Annotated in this window: 19 protein-coding genes; 16 read left to right on the top strand and 3 right to left on the bottom strand. The window is 48.9% G+C overall.

The window, feature by feature from the left end:
- Positions 1-121 precede the first annotated feature (121 nt).
- From FPE01S_RS13335 to FPE01S_RS13320, 4 genes are all read left to right on the top strand, one after another.
- The gene (locus FPE01S_RS13335; RefSeq protein ID WP_046369439.1) at positions 122-868 is read left to right on the top strand and encodes a PLDc N-terminal domain-containing protein; all 747 of its coding nucleotides are present in this window, start codon (positions 122-124) and stop codon (positions 866-868) included.
- On the top strand, positions 868-1,650 hold the full coding sequence (locus FPE01S_RS13330) for an alpha/beta fold hydrolase (RefSeq protein ID WP_217998212.1): 783 nt from the start codon (positions 868-870) through the stop codon (positions 1,648-1,650). Before FPE01S_RS13335 ends, FPE01S_RS13330 begins: the two co-directional genes overlap by 1 nt.
- A 79-nt stretch (positions 1,651-1,729) precedes the next feature.
- A complete protein-coding gene (locus FPE01S_RS13325) occupies positions 1,730-2,458 on the top strand; it encodes a hypothetical protein (protein WP_046369437.1) in 729 nt (242 codons plus the stop codon).
- 22 nt (positions 2,459-2,480) lie between these two features.
- Positions 2,481-3,338 (top strand): hypothetical protein, encoded by an 858-nt coding sequence (locus tag FPE01S_RS13320; RefSeq protein WP_157474020.1) that lies wholly within the window; start codon positions 2,481-2,483, stop codon positions 3,336-3,338.
- A 2-nt stretch (positions 3,339-3,340) separates the two neighbouring features.
- Here FPE01S_RS13320 and FPE01S_RS24930 read toward each other — a convergent pair whose 3' ends face one another.
- Positions 3,341-3,829, bottom strand: coding sequence for a hypothetical protein (locus tag FPE01S_RS24930; RefSeq protein WP_052955766.1), 489 nt, complete (start codon positions 3,827-3,829; stop codon positions 3,341-3,343).
- 128 nt (positions 3,830-3,957) lie between these two features.
- Here FPE01S_RS24930 and FPE01S_RS13310 point away from each other — a divergent pair, with 128 nt between their 5' ends.
- The 3 genes from FPE01S_RS13310 to FPE01S_RS13300 all read left to right on the top strand — a co-directional run bounded on the left by FPE01S_RS13310 (position 3,958) and on the right by FPE01S_RS13300 (position 5,776).
- The gene (locus FPE01S_RS13310; RefSeq protein ID WP_046369898.1) at positions 3,958-4,317 is read left to right on the top strand and encodes a cupin domain-containing protein; all 360 of its coding nucleotides are present in this window, start codon (positions 3,958-3,960) and stop codon (positions 4,315-4,317) included.
- A 216-nt stretch (positions 4,318-4,533) separates the two neighbouring features.
- Positions 4,534-5,127 (top strand): O-methyltransferase, encoded by a 594-nt coding sequence (locus FPE01S_RS13305; RefSeq protein ID WP_046369897.1) that lies wholly within the window; start codon positions 4,534-4,536, stop codon positions 5,125-5,127.
- Positions 5,117-5,776 (top strand): DUF2306 domain-containing protein, encoded by a 660-nt coding sequence (locus FPE01S_RS13300; RefSeq protein WP_046369435.1) that lies wholly within the window; start codon positions 5,117-5,119, stop codon positions 5,774-5,776. The genes FPE01S_RS13305 and FPE01S_RS13300 overlap by 11 nt, the downstream gene beginning before the upstream one ends.
- Here the strand turns inward: FPE01S_RS13300 and FPE01S_RS25490 are convergent.
- Complete coding sequence (locus tag FPE01S_RS25490; protein WP_046369434.1) at positions 5,740-5,940, bottom strand: hypothetical protein; 201 nt, start codon at positions 5,938-5,940, stop codon at positions 5,740-5,742. The two genes, FPE01S_RS13300 and FPE01S_RS25490, sit on opposite strands and share 37 nt — an antisense overlap.
- 471 nt (positions 5,941-6,411) lie before the next feature.
- On the opposite strand from FPE01S_RS25490, the gene FPE01S_RS13285 reads away from it, so the two are divergent.
- The 7 genes from FPE01S_RS13285 (at position 6,412) to FPE01S_RS13255 (ending at position 11,493) form a co-directional block, all read left to right on the top strand.
- Positions 6,412-6,879, top strand: coding sequence for a hypothetical protein (locus tag FPE01S_RS13285; RefSeq protein WP_046369432.1), 468 nt, complete (start codon positions 6,412-6,414; stop codon positions 6,877-6,879).
- Between the two features lie 316 nt (positions 6,880-7,195).
- Positions 7,196-7,723 (top strand): dihydrofolate reductase family protein, encoded by a 528-nt coding sequence (locus FPE01S_RS13280; protein WP_046369431.1) that lies wholly within the window; start codon positions 7,196-7,198, stop codon positions 7,721-7,723.
- 5 nt (positions 7,724-7,728) lie between these two features.
- Positions 7,729-8,526 (top strand): nucleotidyltransferase domain-containing protein, encoded by a 798-nt coding sequence (locus FPE01S_RS13275; protein ID WP_217998211.1) that lies wholly within the window; start codon positions 7,729-7,731, stop codon positions 8,524-8,526.
- A 1-nt stretch (position 8,527) separates the two neighbouring features.
- Positions 8,528-9,694, top strand: coding sequence for a tetratricopeptide repeat protein (locus tag FPE01S_RS13270; RefSeq protein WP_046369430.1), 1,167 nt, complete (start codon positions 8,528-8,530; stop codon positions 9,692-9,694).
- Positions 9,695-9,783: 89 nt separating this feature from the next.
- The gene (locus tag FPE01S_RS13265; protein WP_157474019.1) at positions 9,784-10,161 is read left to right on the top strand and encodes a DUF3592 domain-containing protein; all 378 of its coding nucleotides are present in this window, start codon (positions 9,784-9,786) and stop codon (positions 10,159-10,161) included.
- A gap of 10 nt (positions 10,162-10,171) precedes the next feature.
- The gene (locus tag FPE01S_RS13260) at positions 10,172-10,657 is read left to right on the top strand and encodes a hypothetical protein (protein WP_046369428.1); all 486 of its coding nucleotides are present in this window, start codon (positions 10,172-10,174) and stop codon (positions 10,655-10,657) included.
- A gap of 38 nt (positions 10,658-10,695) precedes the next feature.
- Positions 10,696-11,493 (top strand): alpha/beta hydrolase family protein, encoded by a 798-nt coding sequence (locus FPE01S_RS13255; RefSeq protein ID WP_046369427.1) that lies wholly within the window; start codon positions 10,696-10,698, stop codon positions 11,491-11,493.
- Here the strand turns inward: FPE01S_RS13255 and FPE01S_RS13250 are convergent.
- Complete coding sequence (locus FPE01S_RS13250; RefSeq protein WP_046369895.1) at positions 11,476-13,194, bottom strand: CocE/NonD family hydrolase; 1,719 nt, start codon at positions 13,192-13,194, stop codon at positions 11,476-11,478. The genes FPE01S_RS13255 and FPE01S_RS13250 overlap by 18 nt on opposite strands.
- A gap of 83 nt (positions 13,195-13,277) precedes the next feature.
- Here FPE01S_RS13250 and FPE01S_RS13245 point away from each other — a divergent pair, with 83 nt between their 5' ends.
- Positions 13,278-14,054, top strand: coding sequence for a carbonic anhydrase family protein (locus tag FPE01S_RS13245; RefSeq protein ID WP_083990253.1), 777 nt, complete (start codon positions 13,278-13,280; stop codon positions 14,052-14,054).
- 15 nt (positions 14,055-14,069) lie between these two features.
- Positions 14,070-14,615 (top strand): lysozyme inhibitor LprI family protein, encoded by a 546-nt coding sequence (locus FPE01S_RS13240; protein WP_046369426.1) that lies wholly within the window; start codon positions 14,070-14,072, stop codon positions 14,613-14,615.
- Positions 14,616-14,643: the final 28 nt, after the last annotated feature.

Genomic DNA, 14,643 nt, shown 5'->3' with positions numbered 1-14,643 from the left:
CCATATTGGCCTTAGCAGTTTTCGTTCACAATCAGTGGGTGGCCTGTTGCTTTGTCCGTCACTGACCGGAGACTTGGTGAAATCGAATCACTGTATTATTTTGGCAGGCCTAAACCTTACTATGCTGCTCCGAGAAAACTACCTCTATTTTATCCCTGTTGCCTTACAAGCCATCTGCGCATTACATTGTCTCCGCAAAGGCAACCAGAACAAATGGCTCTGGATCATCGTCTTCCTGCCGCTGATCGGAAGCCTTATCTATATTTATTCGGAGATCCTGACCGGACGGGAAGCACAGCAGGTTAAATCCGGCCTGGGTTCATTGTTCAACCCCGCCGGAGGCATCAAACAGCTCGAAGCCAAAGTAAAATTTGCAGACACCTTTACCAATAAAGTGCAGCTCGCGGACGCGTACCTGGCAACGGGACAAACAGAAAGAGCGGTGGACATCTATGAAGGCTGCCTGACAGGGGTGTTTGCTGAAAACGAACATGTACTGCTGCAGCTGATTGAAGCCTATGGCCGCCTGCAGGCATGGCCGGAACTCATTACTGCCACACGTAAGATCTATACACGTCCCCAGTTCGCCCGTTCCCGTCAGCACATGCTGTATGCGCAGGCCCTGGATGCAGCAGGTGACCCGGCCGCTGCTGAAACGGAATTCAAAAAAATGACTGCCCGGTTTTCGAATTTTGAACAGCGCTATCAGTATGGACAATTCCTGTTCCGGCACCAGCGTGGTGATGAAGCAGCCCGGATTTACCAGAGCATGGTAGACGAAGCGGCACAGCTAAGTCCCCGGGAACGGTCCGCCTACCGGCAATGGATCAACCAGGCGAAGGATTCCCTTCGTACCTTACCAGCCTGATGGCAAACTTTATTAATGGCTATGCCGAAATCAACGGGCTCCGACTGTATTACGAAATTCATGGCAAAGGAAGCCCCCTTGTGCTGATTCACGGTGGCGGCTCAACGATCCAGACCACGTTCGGGAGGATCATTCCCTTGCTGACCAATAACCGGCAGGTGATCGCTGTTGATCTCCAGGCGCATGGCCGTAGTGGCGACCGCGACCAGGAAGTGAGTTTCGAACAGGACGCCGATGATATTGCCGGATTGCTTCAGCACCTTCGTATCCCCGCTGCAGATTTCCTGGGTTTCAGCAATGGTGGCACCACCGCCCTGCAGATAACAATCCGTCATCCTGAGATCGTTAACCGGATCATTACGATCGCCGCGCTGGCCCAACGCAGTGGCATGCCGGAAGCATTCTGGGATTTCATGAAAAACGCAAGCCTGGAGTTTATGCCGGTGCAGCTGCAGGAAGCCTATAAAGCAGTAGCACCAGATCCGGAAAAACTGATTGTGATGCACGACAAGGATGCAAGGCGAATGGTGCACTTCACGGATATACCCGAAGAACAGCTGAAAGCAATCTCAAAACCCGTTATGATCATAATCGGGGACAGGGATGTTATTTTACCCGAACACGCCGTGGCCCTTCACCGGATGATCAGCGGAGCGCGCCTGGTGATACTACCCGGTGCTCATGGCGAATGTATCGGTGAGATCACGACCATTCCCGCGGAAGCGGCAACCCTGGATTTTCCCGTCCTGCCGCTGATAGACACATTTCTTAAAGGATCTTAACCTGCGATTTTGTTAATGTTCGGATAGCCATCATAAAGGGATTGTTGCACCCGCTAACTTGGCAGCAAACCTTAAAAACATGAACCGGACACTACTGCTTTTTTGCCTGATGGCAGGCATCACCGCATGTGGCACCTCGAAAGTTCCCCAGGCAAATTATTCCCACGTTCCAGTTGCCGACACCACAATCACTGAATCACTGTTCACTGACAGGTCCTCTTCCATTTCTGAAGAAAACATCCAGAAGATCCTGGATGGCAGTTACAAACTTCCCCAACAGTTACGGATAGCCGTAGTGCGTCTTGATCCTGCGGGTGGAACAAAAAGGTACTACTGGAACGATGAACAGTATATCAAATCGCAGCAGGCCTACCTCGACCAGTTCGTGCTCCAGTTACGGCAGTCACCGCGGGTGGTTAGTGTTACAGCTGTACCTGACATGCTGATCGCCAAAAACCCGGGCTTCACCACCTTGCGGGAAGCTGCCGTAAGGATGCAGGCAGACCTCGTGCTGGTATATTCCATCAACAGCGATCTCTACTCGAAATACAAACCTTTTGCAAAACCGGAGATCAAGGCATTTGCTACCAGTCAGCTGATCCTGCTGGATGTAAGAACGGGCCTGGTGCCATTTTCTACCATGGTAACGCGGGATGTATTATCTCAGCGCAGCAAAGAAGAACTGGACAATTATGAAGCGGCGCAGCGCATTCAGCGGGAAGCAGTGCTGGAAACCATAACCGCCATTGGAGAGCAGATGAAAGGGTTTTTTAACGGCAATAGCCTTGGCTATTCAAAACAGGAATAATGTTAAAGCTGATTGCTTTTTTTTGATAGTGATCGTGGGTATTGGTTGCCGGTATACTGGTGGGCAAAAGGAACATCGCAAAAAAAATCCAGACAGGTTACAGGAAATCAGTAAGGACAAAACTACAACTGCTGAAACAAGTGTGCAATACCAGGAACTGACTGAAGAAATCGTTAACAGTTTACTTGACAGCAGCTTGTCGGACGCTTATGACATAGCTATGCACCACTTTCAACAACTTCAGTTCGACACCAGCTACGCAGAAGGCCGTTCCTGCAATTTCAATATCGACGTTTCTATCAATAAGGGATATTTGTTTACAGAAGATAAAGCCCATCTCATTATAAGGCAGCACAACAGCTGGTTTCATTGCATTTCCATCCATAAAACAGATTCAGATGGCTTCACCAAAGTCCTTTCACACCAGCAGGATGCGATGGAGTTCCTGAGGGATTCGATAAGGGACATAAATGGTGATGGACTGAAAGATCTAGAGATCTCGTGGTATGGATCTGCTGGTTGCTGCCTGAAGACATTCAGTACAATCTACCTGTTGCAGGCTGACGAAAGTGCATTCAGCAAGGCCATAAAATTCATTAATCCAACTTTTTCTCCTGAAGAACACCTCGTACGCGGTGTGACATACGGCCATCCGGGAGGTGCAAAACTTTATAAAAGGCAATGGCAGGGGGATACTGCCATTATAGTAGAAACCGTGAGCTTTGAGGACGGCCAAAATTCGGGACCGGCGGGAACAATCCTGTTAATCGACGAACGGCCAGGTGTCACCGGAAAAGGTGGTCAGAAAAACAAAAGAAGTACCGGCAGAATACAGGCGTATCGAAGGATACGACTGGTTCATGGGCCGGTACTGATTTAGGTCTATTTTTTGATCAGCCGCTGGAATTCGCTGTAGGTAGGAACCTGCTGCATGATGGAGGCGCGGATCTGTGTCAGAAGGTACACTTCAGCCTGGTAAAACTCGAAAGCTGTGATCGGGTTGGTGGCCGCCTTTATCTTTTTATAGTATTCAGCAAGGTCCTTTTCCTGTCCCTCACGATTATCAAAATAACGCTTGGCCAATGCATCGGCCTTTTCCGGCGTCAGGTTGGTATAGGCCTGGGCTGTCTGCTCATACAGGGTGATCCTGTCCTTTGCCTTGGCTTTATTTTTCGCCTGGTATTCATCATAAATTTTCCAGAATGCTGCAGAATCGGCGGCAGCAACCGGAACCAGCTTGGCGATCGCTTCCCGTTTCTGCACACCCAATAAATTCACCAGCGCCTCTGCCTCAGCGTCGGATGTTTGTGCCATGCCGGAGTAGGCAAATGCTCCCAGGCAGATGGCCAAAGTGAAAATTCCCTTTTTCATGTTGGTTTTTTTTGAAAGGACGACAAAACCCGTCGAAGTAAAAAATATCCGGGCCGTTTCACGGTTAAATGGAAAACAGCTTCCACAAAGCAGAATTTATTAGCTTTAAAGACTTAGCAAAAACAGCCATGAAAACAGTGAACATCAATGAAAAATTAGGACTTTTTTCAGAGCACTGGAGTCCGAAGATCGTTGGGGAACTCAATGGCCAGCACGTGAAGCTGGTAAAACTGAAAGGGCCATTCGTGTGGCATCACCATGAACTGGAAGATGAGCTTTTCCTGGTGATCCGCGGCACGCTGCAGATGGAATTCCGGGATCGGACGGAAACAGTACATGAAAATGAATTCATCATTGTACCGCGTGGTGTGGAACACCGGCCTGTGGCCGACGAGGAAGTGTGTATTATGCTGTTTGAACCGGCCACCACCCTGAACACCGGCGACATCACGAACGAACTGACCAAAACAACGCTGGACAAAATCTGATCGGGAAGCCACACAACACCGCTTTAACAGAACTTTCATAGGCAGCACTATTGCGGGGCTTTTATTATTAGGCTATTTTTCTGATTGAAGTTTATTGTCTGGTTCCTGGCCGTAAGAGTTGCAACCAGGAAGCAATGAAGAGCCTGAGGAGAAGCAGGAAACAAGCTACAAACAAGCAATAAAACTGCTGCCCGAAAGCAACTAATGGACCCCCAAATGACAACCACACCGATTCAAACACTACCCGACACTTACGCGCTTTTGCTGGAAAAGACCAGCCAGTCCGGCTTCACCATGGCTTCAGATCCTTTAACCTGTTCCCTGCTGCGCACGCTGGCGGCATCCAAACCAGCAGGGCGCTTCCTGGAACTGGGCACCGGCACGGGATTGTCCACCGCCTGGATCCTCGATGGCATGGATCAACAATCAACACTGGTTTCTATCGACAACGATCCTGCCTTTCTCGCGCTGGCCAAAGAAACATTCGCCGCTGACCCGCGGCTTTGTTTACAGCTTGCGGATGGCGGCGACTGGATAACTGCCAATGCCACCGAAAAATTCGACTATATCTTCGCCGACACCTGGCATGGCAAATATTTATTGCTGGACGAAGTACTGGAACTGCTCAACGACGGCGGGCTCTACCTCATTGACGACATGCTGCCGCAACCCAACTGGCCGGAAGGACATGCAGCAAAAGCACGGCAGTTAATGGATTATCTCGATACAAGAACCGACCTCTTGCTGACCAGGCTGAACTGGGCGTCCGGAATCATCATTGCGGTTAAAAAATCTTCCGGTGCTGACTAAAAACATACCTGCACAGATCCGGCTGGCGGCGCTGGTCCTCCTGTATGTGGCATTCACCGGCATGGTGCTAACCATCTGGCAATACGCGTCCTTTTCTACGACGGCTGGATTTCTTGCTTTCAAGCAGGAGGTGATTTCCAATGCGTTCTGGAGGATTGCTTTCTATATCCATGTATTCACCTGTTTCCTTTGTCTCGCGGCAGGATTCACGCAATTTTTACCTGCCCGGCAATTTCGTATGCAATGGCACCGCTGGCTGGGGCGCATCTATGCGGCCAACATCATTTTGATCAATTTTCCTGTGGCCCTGGTCATGGGGATCTATGCCAATGGCCATCTTCCCGGAAAGATAGCATTTATCCTGCTCGATTTGCTTTGGGTGTATTTTACCATCGGTGGCATCTACTGGATCAGGAAGGGATCAGTTACCCTGCACCGCGATTTCATGACACGCAGTTATGCGCTCACCCTGACGGCGCTGACTTTGCGGCTCTGCAAATTCGTGATGAGCCGCTACACCAACTGGTCTTATGATGACATTTATATTTTTGACGCATGGGCGGCCCTGATCATCAACCTGGCAGTAGCGGAGATCATTGTCCGCAGGCGGTACTATCTTTCAAACCGCAGGTTGGAAACGATAAGATAACCTGTCAATGCCGTAAGTAATAAAAATGCAATGGCAAAAGAAGCGATCATCCAGGCACCACGGCCGGGCTTGTCCACCGGAATCCGGACGAACTGTTTTACAAGGAAGTAAGCAACACCGGCATTCAGGCCGAGAAATAAGATTAGTATTAAGATTAGTTCCACAGTAAAAGGTTTGTTCTAAAATAAACATAAAACCGAACGATCAACATAGCCACCACCATGTTTAACTTTTTAGCAGAAGTAATTTTCGGAACCATTTTTCAGATCCTGCTGGCATGGCCGGTGGCAATTGTCCGCTGGCTCATTTCCGGGCGAAGGGAAAAGTTTACAACATGGTTCAAAGCGAATGAGCGGGACAGTGACTATTTCATTGGAATTGCAATTTTGATTATCATAGTAGTAATTTTCGCTGACAAGACGGACCAATAACATGGCTGACAACTATACTTTATCCGACATTGACCCCGAAGACATCAGTGACCTGGTGGTTCACCTGGCAACATCATTCGGGATAAATACAGACGCATTGGCTGCAGTACGTGTTTCTACTTTCGGGGAACTGTGCTTATTTTTTGAAACAAATCTTGAGGGAGCAAAGGCCAGTGACTGTACCCCCAACAGGCTTTCTATAAAGTGCGCAATGCCATTGCATTTGCCTGCCAGATTCCCAGGGAAAACATTCTGCCGGCAACCAGGCTGGAAGACCTGATCCCTGTCCGCCGCCGTCAATCAATTGTAAAAAAAATCAATACCCTGTTAGGGCTCAGGTTAATTAACCTGAGCATAACCGACCGGCTTGCACTAACCTGGTTGATAACGACCGTTTGCTCCCTTACGCTCTTTTTCATTTCCTGGAAACTGGCAGTATCCTGCCTTCTAATTAATTTTTCTGCGATCTGGCTTTCAGTAAAAATGGCGAAACTATTTCAAATGGAAACTGTGGGCGCGCTCGCCCGGCACTTCGCCTGGCATAACTACCGAACTGCAAGACGCGATCCGGCGTCTTATAACCCACGGGAGGTGACTCCTTTTCTTATCAACGCATTTACTTCTCATTTCGACATTGACCCAAAGACACTTACCGCCGATACCAGATTATAGTTAAGACGATCCATGTTCAGGGCAACTTCAATATCCATTTCTTTCCTGCTGGCGATACTATCATCGTGCTGCTTCCAGCCACACACGCCTGTTGAAAAAGAACCTCTGCCAATTAAAGACTCTTCACGGTTATCTGAAACGCCGACCCCACCACCCGGCCTGCCCCGGAACACCGTCTTCCTGAAAGCAAACGAGCTAAGACGGTTTTTCCGATAAAGGGAAAAAAGCTATCATTGCCCTTTGCCGCGAACTGGATTTTCGCTACAAAGATTTTTGAGAACACAAGGCTCCTTAAAGCAGTTATTAATAACCAGCCATGAAAAGAAAACTTATCCTTTATATTGCCGCAAGCCTTGATGGCTATATCGCCAAACCTGGTGACGACCTGGGTTTTCTATCTGTTGTAGAAAAAGAAGGCGAAGATTACGGCTATGGTGAATTCATTAAAACAGTGGATACGGTGATCATGGGCCGTAAAACCTACGACTGGATCACCCGGCACGTACCCGACTATGTTCATGCTGATAAATCCAATTATATCATTACCCGGACGCCGCAGCCGGCTGCTGACAATATCATTTTTTACACCGGCGATATCAAATCACTGATCGAACAACTGAAGGCCGCAGATGGTAAAAACATTTTCTGCGATGGCGGAGCAGAGATCGTCGACCTGCTGCTGCAGCAAAAACTGATCGATGAGATCGTCGTATCGATCATTCCCATCCTGGTGGGTGATGGCATCCGGTTGTTTAAGGATGGCCGCCCCGAGCAGAACATGGAACTGATCTCCACCCGATATTTTGAGAAAGGACTGGTGCAGCTGCACTATCGCTGTAAATAAACATTATGGACATACAGGCAATCACAGCGCCCATGCGCATGACTATTTCAGCAGAACTTGACAAGCTCGAAGCTGAACACAATATCAAAATCCTTTATGCCGTGGAAAGTGGCAGCCGCGCCTGGGGTTTTGCTTCCACCAACAGCGACTGGGATGTACGCTTTATCTATGTTCATCCTCGGGACTGGTACCTGCAGATTGACGACAAAAAAGATAACCTTGAAGAGATCCTTCCGAATGATGTCGACCTCTCCGGCTGGGAACTCCGTAAGGCCCTGAAACTGTTCCGGACTTCCAATCCACCGTTGCTGGAGTGGCTGCGCAGCCCCATTGTCTACCGTGAACCCTGGTCCACGGCAGAGCGGCTCCGCGAACCGACGAAACAGTATTTCAGTCCCGCCAAATGCCTCTACCATTACCTGCATATGGCGGAAGGCAACTATCGCAACTACTTGCAAACGGATATGGTGCGCGTGAAAAAATACTTTTATGTTTTGCGGCCGATCCTTGCCTGTGAATGGATCCTGAAGAACAACACACCCCCACCTGTGGAATTCCAGGTATTGTTCGACAATCATGTGGAAGAGCCTGTTATCAGGAAAGAAATCGACCAGTTGCTTGTACGGAAAAAATCCGGCGAAGAGCTCAGTACTGAGCCGAGGATAACTTTATTAAACGACTTCCTCGAGGAGAAGATCAGTTTCTTTCGGGATTACGTAAAGTCACTACATCCGGTCAGGTCTCTGGAAACTGAAATTCTAAATGACCTGTTCCGCCAAACCATAACCGAAGTTTATTCCTGAGATGCTTTTCCTACTAACCCTTCTGATTGCATGCCTGGCGGGAAGACTTTTTTCCGTTTTGGTGCATGAATTGGGTCACGCGATTCCTGCAATGACTTTCACCGGACAATCGGTTGAAATCTTTATCGGTTGTTCCGGCAAACAATCCGACACGGTAAATTTCAGCTTCGGTAGACTGTTTTTCAGGCTAAATCCGGTTCCCTTTACCTGGCTGTCAGGGTTGTGCAGGTTCAACCACATCGGCACTACGTTCAGCCAGAAAATGATAATCGCAGGTGGCGGTCCTGCAATTTCTTTGGTAGTCGCCATTGCCGCCATGGTGACAGCATTTTATTCAGCATCATCGCAAACCTTTCAAATGTTCCTGCTGATTTTTGCCGCATCCGCAATTATAGATTTTTTCTGGAGCATTCTTCCAACCAAACAATATACAGGCGTCCCCTCTGATCCGATCTGTTATTCTGACGGTTTCCAGTTGAAATGGCTGATTTCAGCAAAACGAATCCCTGTCGATATACTTGAAATTGAAAAGATCCGGAATGAAAAACAATATGCTGTCGCGGCGGAAAGGCTGGATCAACTGACACCAAAATACAGGTCCAACCCGGCTGCTGTCCGCTTTGCGGCAGAAACCTATCTTTTGGCCGGACGCGTAGAAGAAGCTGCTGATCTTCTGGAACAGTTGGCAAAGAAAGAACTCCTTACCGCTAACGATTTTTACAACCTGGCAATAGCAAAAACAAGGAAGTGGAATACTGAAGCTGCACTTGAATTGTACCGAAAGGCATTAAAGATCAACCCGAACCATACATTCGCCCTGAATAACCTGGGATTTGAACTGTTGGGCCTGGAGAAGTTTGAAGAAGCCCTGCCACTTTTTAACCGCGCTCTCGAATGCGATCCGGAATTCGCATACGCTTATAACAACAGAGGGCTGACAAGGATCAAACTCGGTGAAATAGACCAGGGCCTGGCTGACATACGACGTTCAATGGATCTCGATGACAAGAACGCCTATTGTTACCGCAACCTGGGCATTTATTACCTTGAACAAAATCAAATAACCGAAGCACTTGCCTTTTTTCAGAAAGCCAAAGAATTAAATCCGGAAACCACACTTATTGACGAATTATTGCAGGAAGCGATGATTAAAATTAACAAAAGCTGAAGGCTTAAAGTATTATTTTAACCGTCATGATCCTCAGCCGTTCTACATTCCTGTTTTGTTCATTTCTTTTATTGGCATCACCGTTCCTGGTGCAAAAGCTAATTTGGCTGAACAGTGTTGAAAGAACAAATGGCGTGATGCATTATATCGGCAAATCACAGTCGGGACAGATCATGAGTGTTTATTCGGTGATCAGGTTTTTTGACGGGAAAGACTCCGTCTGGTTCAACGGGAGCAGCAATATGTTCTTCGACCGTGGTGAGGTCATACCGGTGATCTATCCCAAGGAACATCCGTCTGAAGCAAAGATTGACAACTTTGTAAGTGTGTGGGGAGATACCGTCGCCTATGCAGGCATCCCCGGTCTCATCCTGTTGATCGTCTTTATTCACCCAGAGATCATTCCCCGGAAAGCCAGGATTAAACTGACCACAGGAAAACCGTATCTGACTATACTGGAGGCCTGAAATTTTAACGATGAAAACCCTATTGCTTTTTCAAAGCGTTACAAAAACATACAAATACCCGTTGACCCGGTCAACCGAGATCAGTAATATGCTGGATGAAATAATCACTACGCGGTACAGTTCGTCAAAGTTTAGTCTTTGGGGTGAAAAGCAGGCAATTCCGGGTCACTGGCAATTCTATACAAAGCGATATGGCTTTCCAACCAGTCTGTCAGCAAAAGGGGGAAAATTATCAGTCACTGCAGAAATTGGGGACCATCATTTTTTGCTGAAAGCAACAGCTGGTGTCAACTTATCATTTTTAATTTTATTTTATATCGGAGCAGCCGGATTGATTCTAACGTCTCTTGGTATTGGCTTGCCCCGAAGCATATTAACTTTGTTGTTTTGGTGTGGGTTCCTTGCAGCGGTCTTCCTTCTGGACAAACTCAACAAAAAGATCCTGCTGGCTTTACTGGAACGGTACATACCGCCGACAAGACCAATTACAAAGTAATTCCGGCCGGCATTGCGCAATATTTGTCAATATAATACATGAAAGCACACTTATATGCTCAACGCAGAAAATTCTTCTACATACTGTTCCTGCTTTGTTGCACACTTCAGGCGAAAGCCCAGGCAGATACGCTATCCTTATTTGATACATCCCGTCAGCGTCGCATCCCGATCGCGATCTACAATCCAAAAGACCAACCTCAAACCTCAAACCACTCAAACTCCAAACTCCTTCCCCTCGTAATTTTCAGCCACGGCTATGGCGCCAACCAGGGTGGTGATTATTTGCGTTATAGTTTTCTGAACAGTTTTCTTGCCCGACAGGGATATGTTGTGGTCAGCATCCAGCACGAACTGCCCACCGATGACCTCATCCCCTCAGCGGGCCCCCCCCAGGTGGTTCGCCGGCCGTTCTGGGAAAGGGGCGTTGAGAATATCCACTTTGTTTTATTAACCCTGAAACGGGATCATTCTGAACTGGATTTTTCGCAGGTCACCCTGATCGGCCATTCCAACGGCGGCGATATGACGGCATTATATCCGGTGCTGTATCCCGGCACCGTCAGCCGCATCATCACCCTCGACAACCGCAGGATGGCACTGCCCCGCACCAAAACCCCAAGGGTATATTCGCTCCGCTCGAGCGACTTTCCTGCAGATGAAGACGTGCTGCCCACACCAGCTGAAGCAAAAGAATTTGGAATCATCATCCAGCCATTAACCGACATGCCGCACAACAACATGAGCGATGCCGGCAACCCGCAGCAACAGGACACTATCCGGGAGTATATACTGCGTTACCTGAAAGAACCGTTGTCACTACCGGCAAACCGGTAAGCTGATATAACTCCGGTTTCCCCACTGCAACTCCATCGGCACACCCGCATCACCGATGGACTCATCCGCCACTGCTTTACCCGATCCGTAATTGATGATCTCGAAAGGATGTTTGTTCGTATTCAGCAACACCACCAGGCAACTCCCCTTTCCGATGCGCTTGCTGACAAACCGTGTTGCTCCAATCGGCAACAACACAGACTGGCCAGGATCGAGCAGCTGCCGGCGCGTCCGGTCCCGCGCATAACTGGCTCTTCCAACATAGCGCGTTAAAAAGAAATACCGGCCATCGGCCTGCAGCTCATACAGCGCAAGAGAAATATCGGCATCACGCTTATTGGTGGTCAGCTGGATCTGTCCGCCAAAAGAACCGCATAGCGTAACTTCCCGTTCAAAAGGTGATGACTGGAATAAGATCCCGTTGCTGGCATCGAGACTGTCGAAAATGATTTCCGGTGTAAAAAAGTTGTTCTCCGTTTTCCGGTCTTTCATATCCACTACCTGGCGGCTGAAGGCAGCTTTCCGCGGCAGTTTAGAAACCAGATTTCCATCCGACAACCAGAATTGCAATGAATCCCTGCTGAGTGCTTCCAGTGAAGCAGCATGTTTCCACTGGTTGGTTCCCATTGGCTGAAAATTGATCCTGTCCTGCAACAACGCCGGCCGCGGTTTTCCCTTGATCACATAGTCGATCCACTGGTAGGCCAGTTCCATCAGGCTGATGCGTGCGACCGAATCGATCGCATAGCCCATCAGCGTGGGAGCTGCCCGCCGCTGTGCGCCCCAATGGTCCCATGGGCCGATAACGAGATAGTGTTCCGCGGCAGGATTATTCCGGTAATGCTGCCGAACGTATTGCAGGGCGCCGATCTGTGCGCCATCATAATAACCGGTCGTACTGAGGATGGGAATATCAATTTTCGCATAGGCAGCGGCGTCGGGAACCAACTGCTGCCAGTAATTGTCATAAGCAGGATGCGCCAGCCAGTTTCGGAAGATGGGATTGGCTTCACCAGCGAGACTGTCCATCCTGGCGAAGGCAATTCCCTTTTCATACCATTCAAAAGGCAGACTCCGCCGCAATGGCGGCCGTTTGTAAATATTGTCATTGGGCCAGGCAAGGATATTGTTCGTTTGCACATTGTTCTCATAAGGCGTATCGAAACCCGGCATCACCGCTACCTGAGGTACGATCGTTTTCAGCGCCGGGTGCCGCTGCCGCATCACCGCCCATTGCGCATACCCGGTATAACTGCCGCCAAACATCGCCACCCGCCCGTCGCACCAGTCTTGTTTGCTGATCCAGTCGATGATATCGTACACATCAACCGGTTCATGCTCATACGGCGCATACGCGCTGATGTCTGTCCGGATACCCCGGGCATAGGCCACAATGCCGGCATAATCCCTGTCTGCTGAGCGCTTGCCGAAGATCGCATCGCCGGGCCCCTGGTAATAGGTCGTATAAAATAGAATGGCCGGTAGCTTGTCCGCCGCTCCTTCCCTGCGAACCACCATCAGCGAAATGGAATGACCGCTACGGGTAGGGATCAGTACACTGTCCCGGATCAGGTAGACGCTATCTTTTCGCCAGGTGCCGTCTGCGACCGACTGGGCATCACTCCTGCCGGAGTAAAGGAGCGTTAGCAACAATACCAGGGAAGGAATCCGCAAAAATCTATTGCAGGTAAACTTGTTCATGACCGGGAAAGATAAATAAATGATTTTTATCATACATACATCAGCCGAAATCCTTAATTTTTACACACCCAAAAATCATGTGCATGAAGCGAATCAATCTAACCAGCGTTGCGGCCGGTGCCTGGCTGCTGTTGCTTTCCTGTGGACAGGCCGGAACGGGTACCGAAGCGACCAACGCAACTGTTGCTCCTGCTGCAGCGGATTCAGCCCAGCCGGTCGCATTGCCCACCCCGCGGCGGGAAAAAGTGCTGACTGCAGAAGAACAGCAGGCGCTAACTCCCGACCAGGTGATCGCTTCGCTGAAAGAAGGTAACGAACGTTTCGTGCGCAACGATCTCACGGCGCGTGATCATTCCACCATGGTGCGCAAAGCGGTGCTGGGGCAGTATCCGAAAGCGGTAGTGCTTTCCTGCCTGGACAGTCGCATTCCGGTAGAAGACGTGTTTGACAAAGGTATCGGGGATATGTTTGTTGCCCGGGTCGCCGGCAATTTTGTGAATGAAGATATTCTCGGGAGTATGGAATTCGGCTGTAAGGTGTCTGGTGCGAAGCTGATCCTTGTGCTGGCGCATGAGTCCTGTGGTGCTGTAAAGGCAGCGATCGACAATGTGAAACTGGGCAATATCACAGCCATGCTCACGAAGATCGCGCCGGCGGTAAAACTGTCGGCTGGTTTTGCCGGTGAAAAGTCCTCCAAAAACGATGCGTTTGTAGAGCAGGTTGCCAAGGCAAACGTCACCAACACGATCGAAACCATCCGGGCAAAAAGTCCCATTCTGAAAGAAATGGAAACAAAAGGCGAAATCAGGATCATCGGCGCTTATTACAACCTGCAGACGGGTGAAGTAATATTCCTGTGATTATATTTGTTTCCTATGAAACAAATCACCCTTATCCTGTTGCTGTGTTGCACCATGCGTGGTTTCAGCCAGGCACCCGTAGAGATCACACCGCAGAAACTGAAACAAATTGAAACCAGGGTCAACCAGGATATTGAGCTCACGAAAGCCAGGCTGAAAGCGGAAGACTGGTCCCCGGAGCAAAGGGAATATATTGTAGATACGATGCGGATCGAGCGTTTATTTGCTGCCACGATTGAAATTGATTACAGCACTGCCGGTATGGTAAATGCAGGATATGAGGCGAGGCAACAATATGATGTGCTGTTAAACAAGTACTACAAAAAATTAATGGCGATTTTGAAAGGTGATGATAAGAACACCCTTGTTCAGGCACAGAAAGCCTGGCTGGCTTTCCGCGATGCAGAATTCAAACTGATCGGTATTGTAAGCAAAGAGGAATATTCCGGAGGTGGCACCATGCAATCATTGATCGATTCAGCTCAATTCCTGGCCATTGTAAAACAAAGGACACAGGAACTGTTTGACCATCTTACGCGGACAATCCGGCAGGAACAATAAACTTTTTTCTGGCTCATCAGTTACCACT

This window comes from Flavihumibacter petaseus NBRC 106054, assembly GCF_000974785.1.
Lineage (GTDB): Bacteria > Bacteroidota > Bacteroidia > Chitinophagales > Chitinophagaceae > Flavihumibacter > Flavihumibacter petaseus.
Note: the sequence above shows the minus strand (reverse complement) of the source record. Positions and strands in the feature narration are given on the sequence as shown.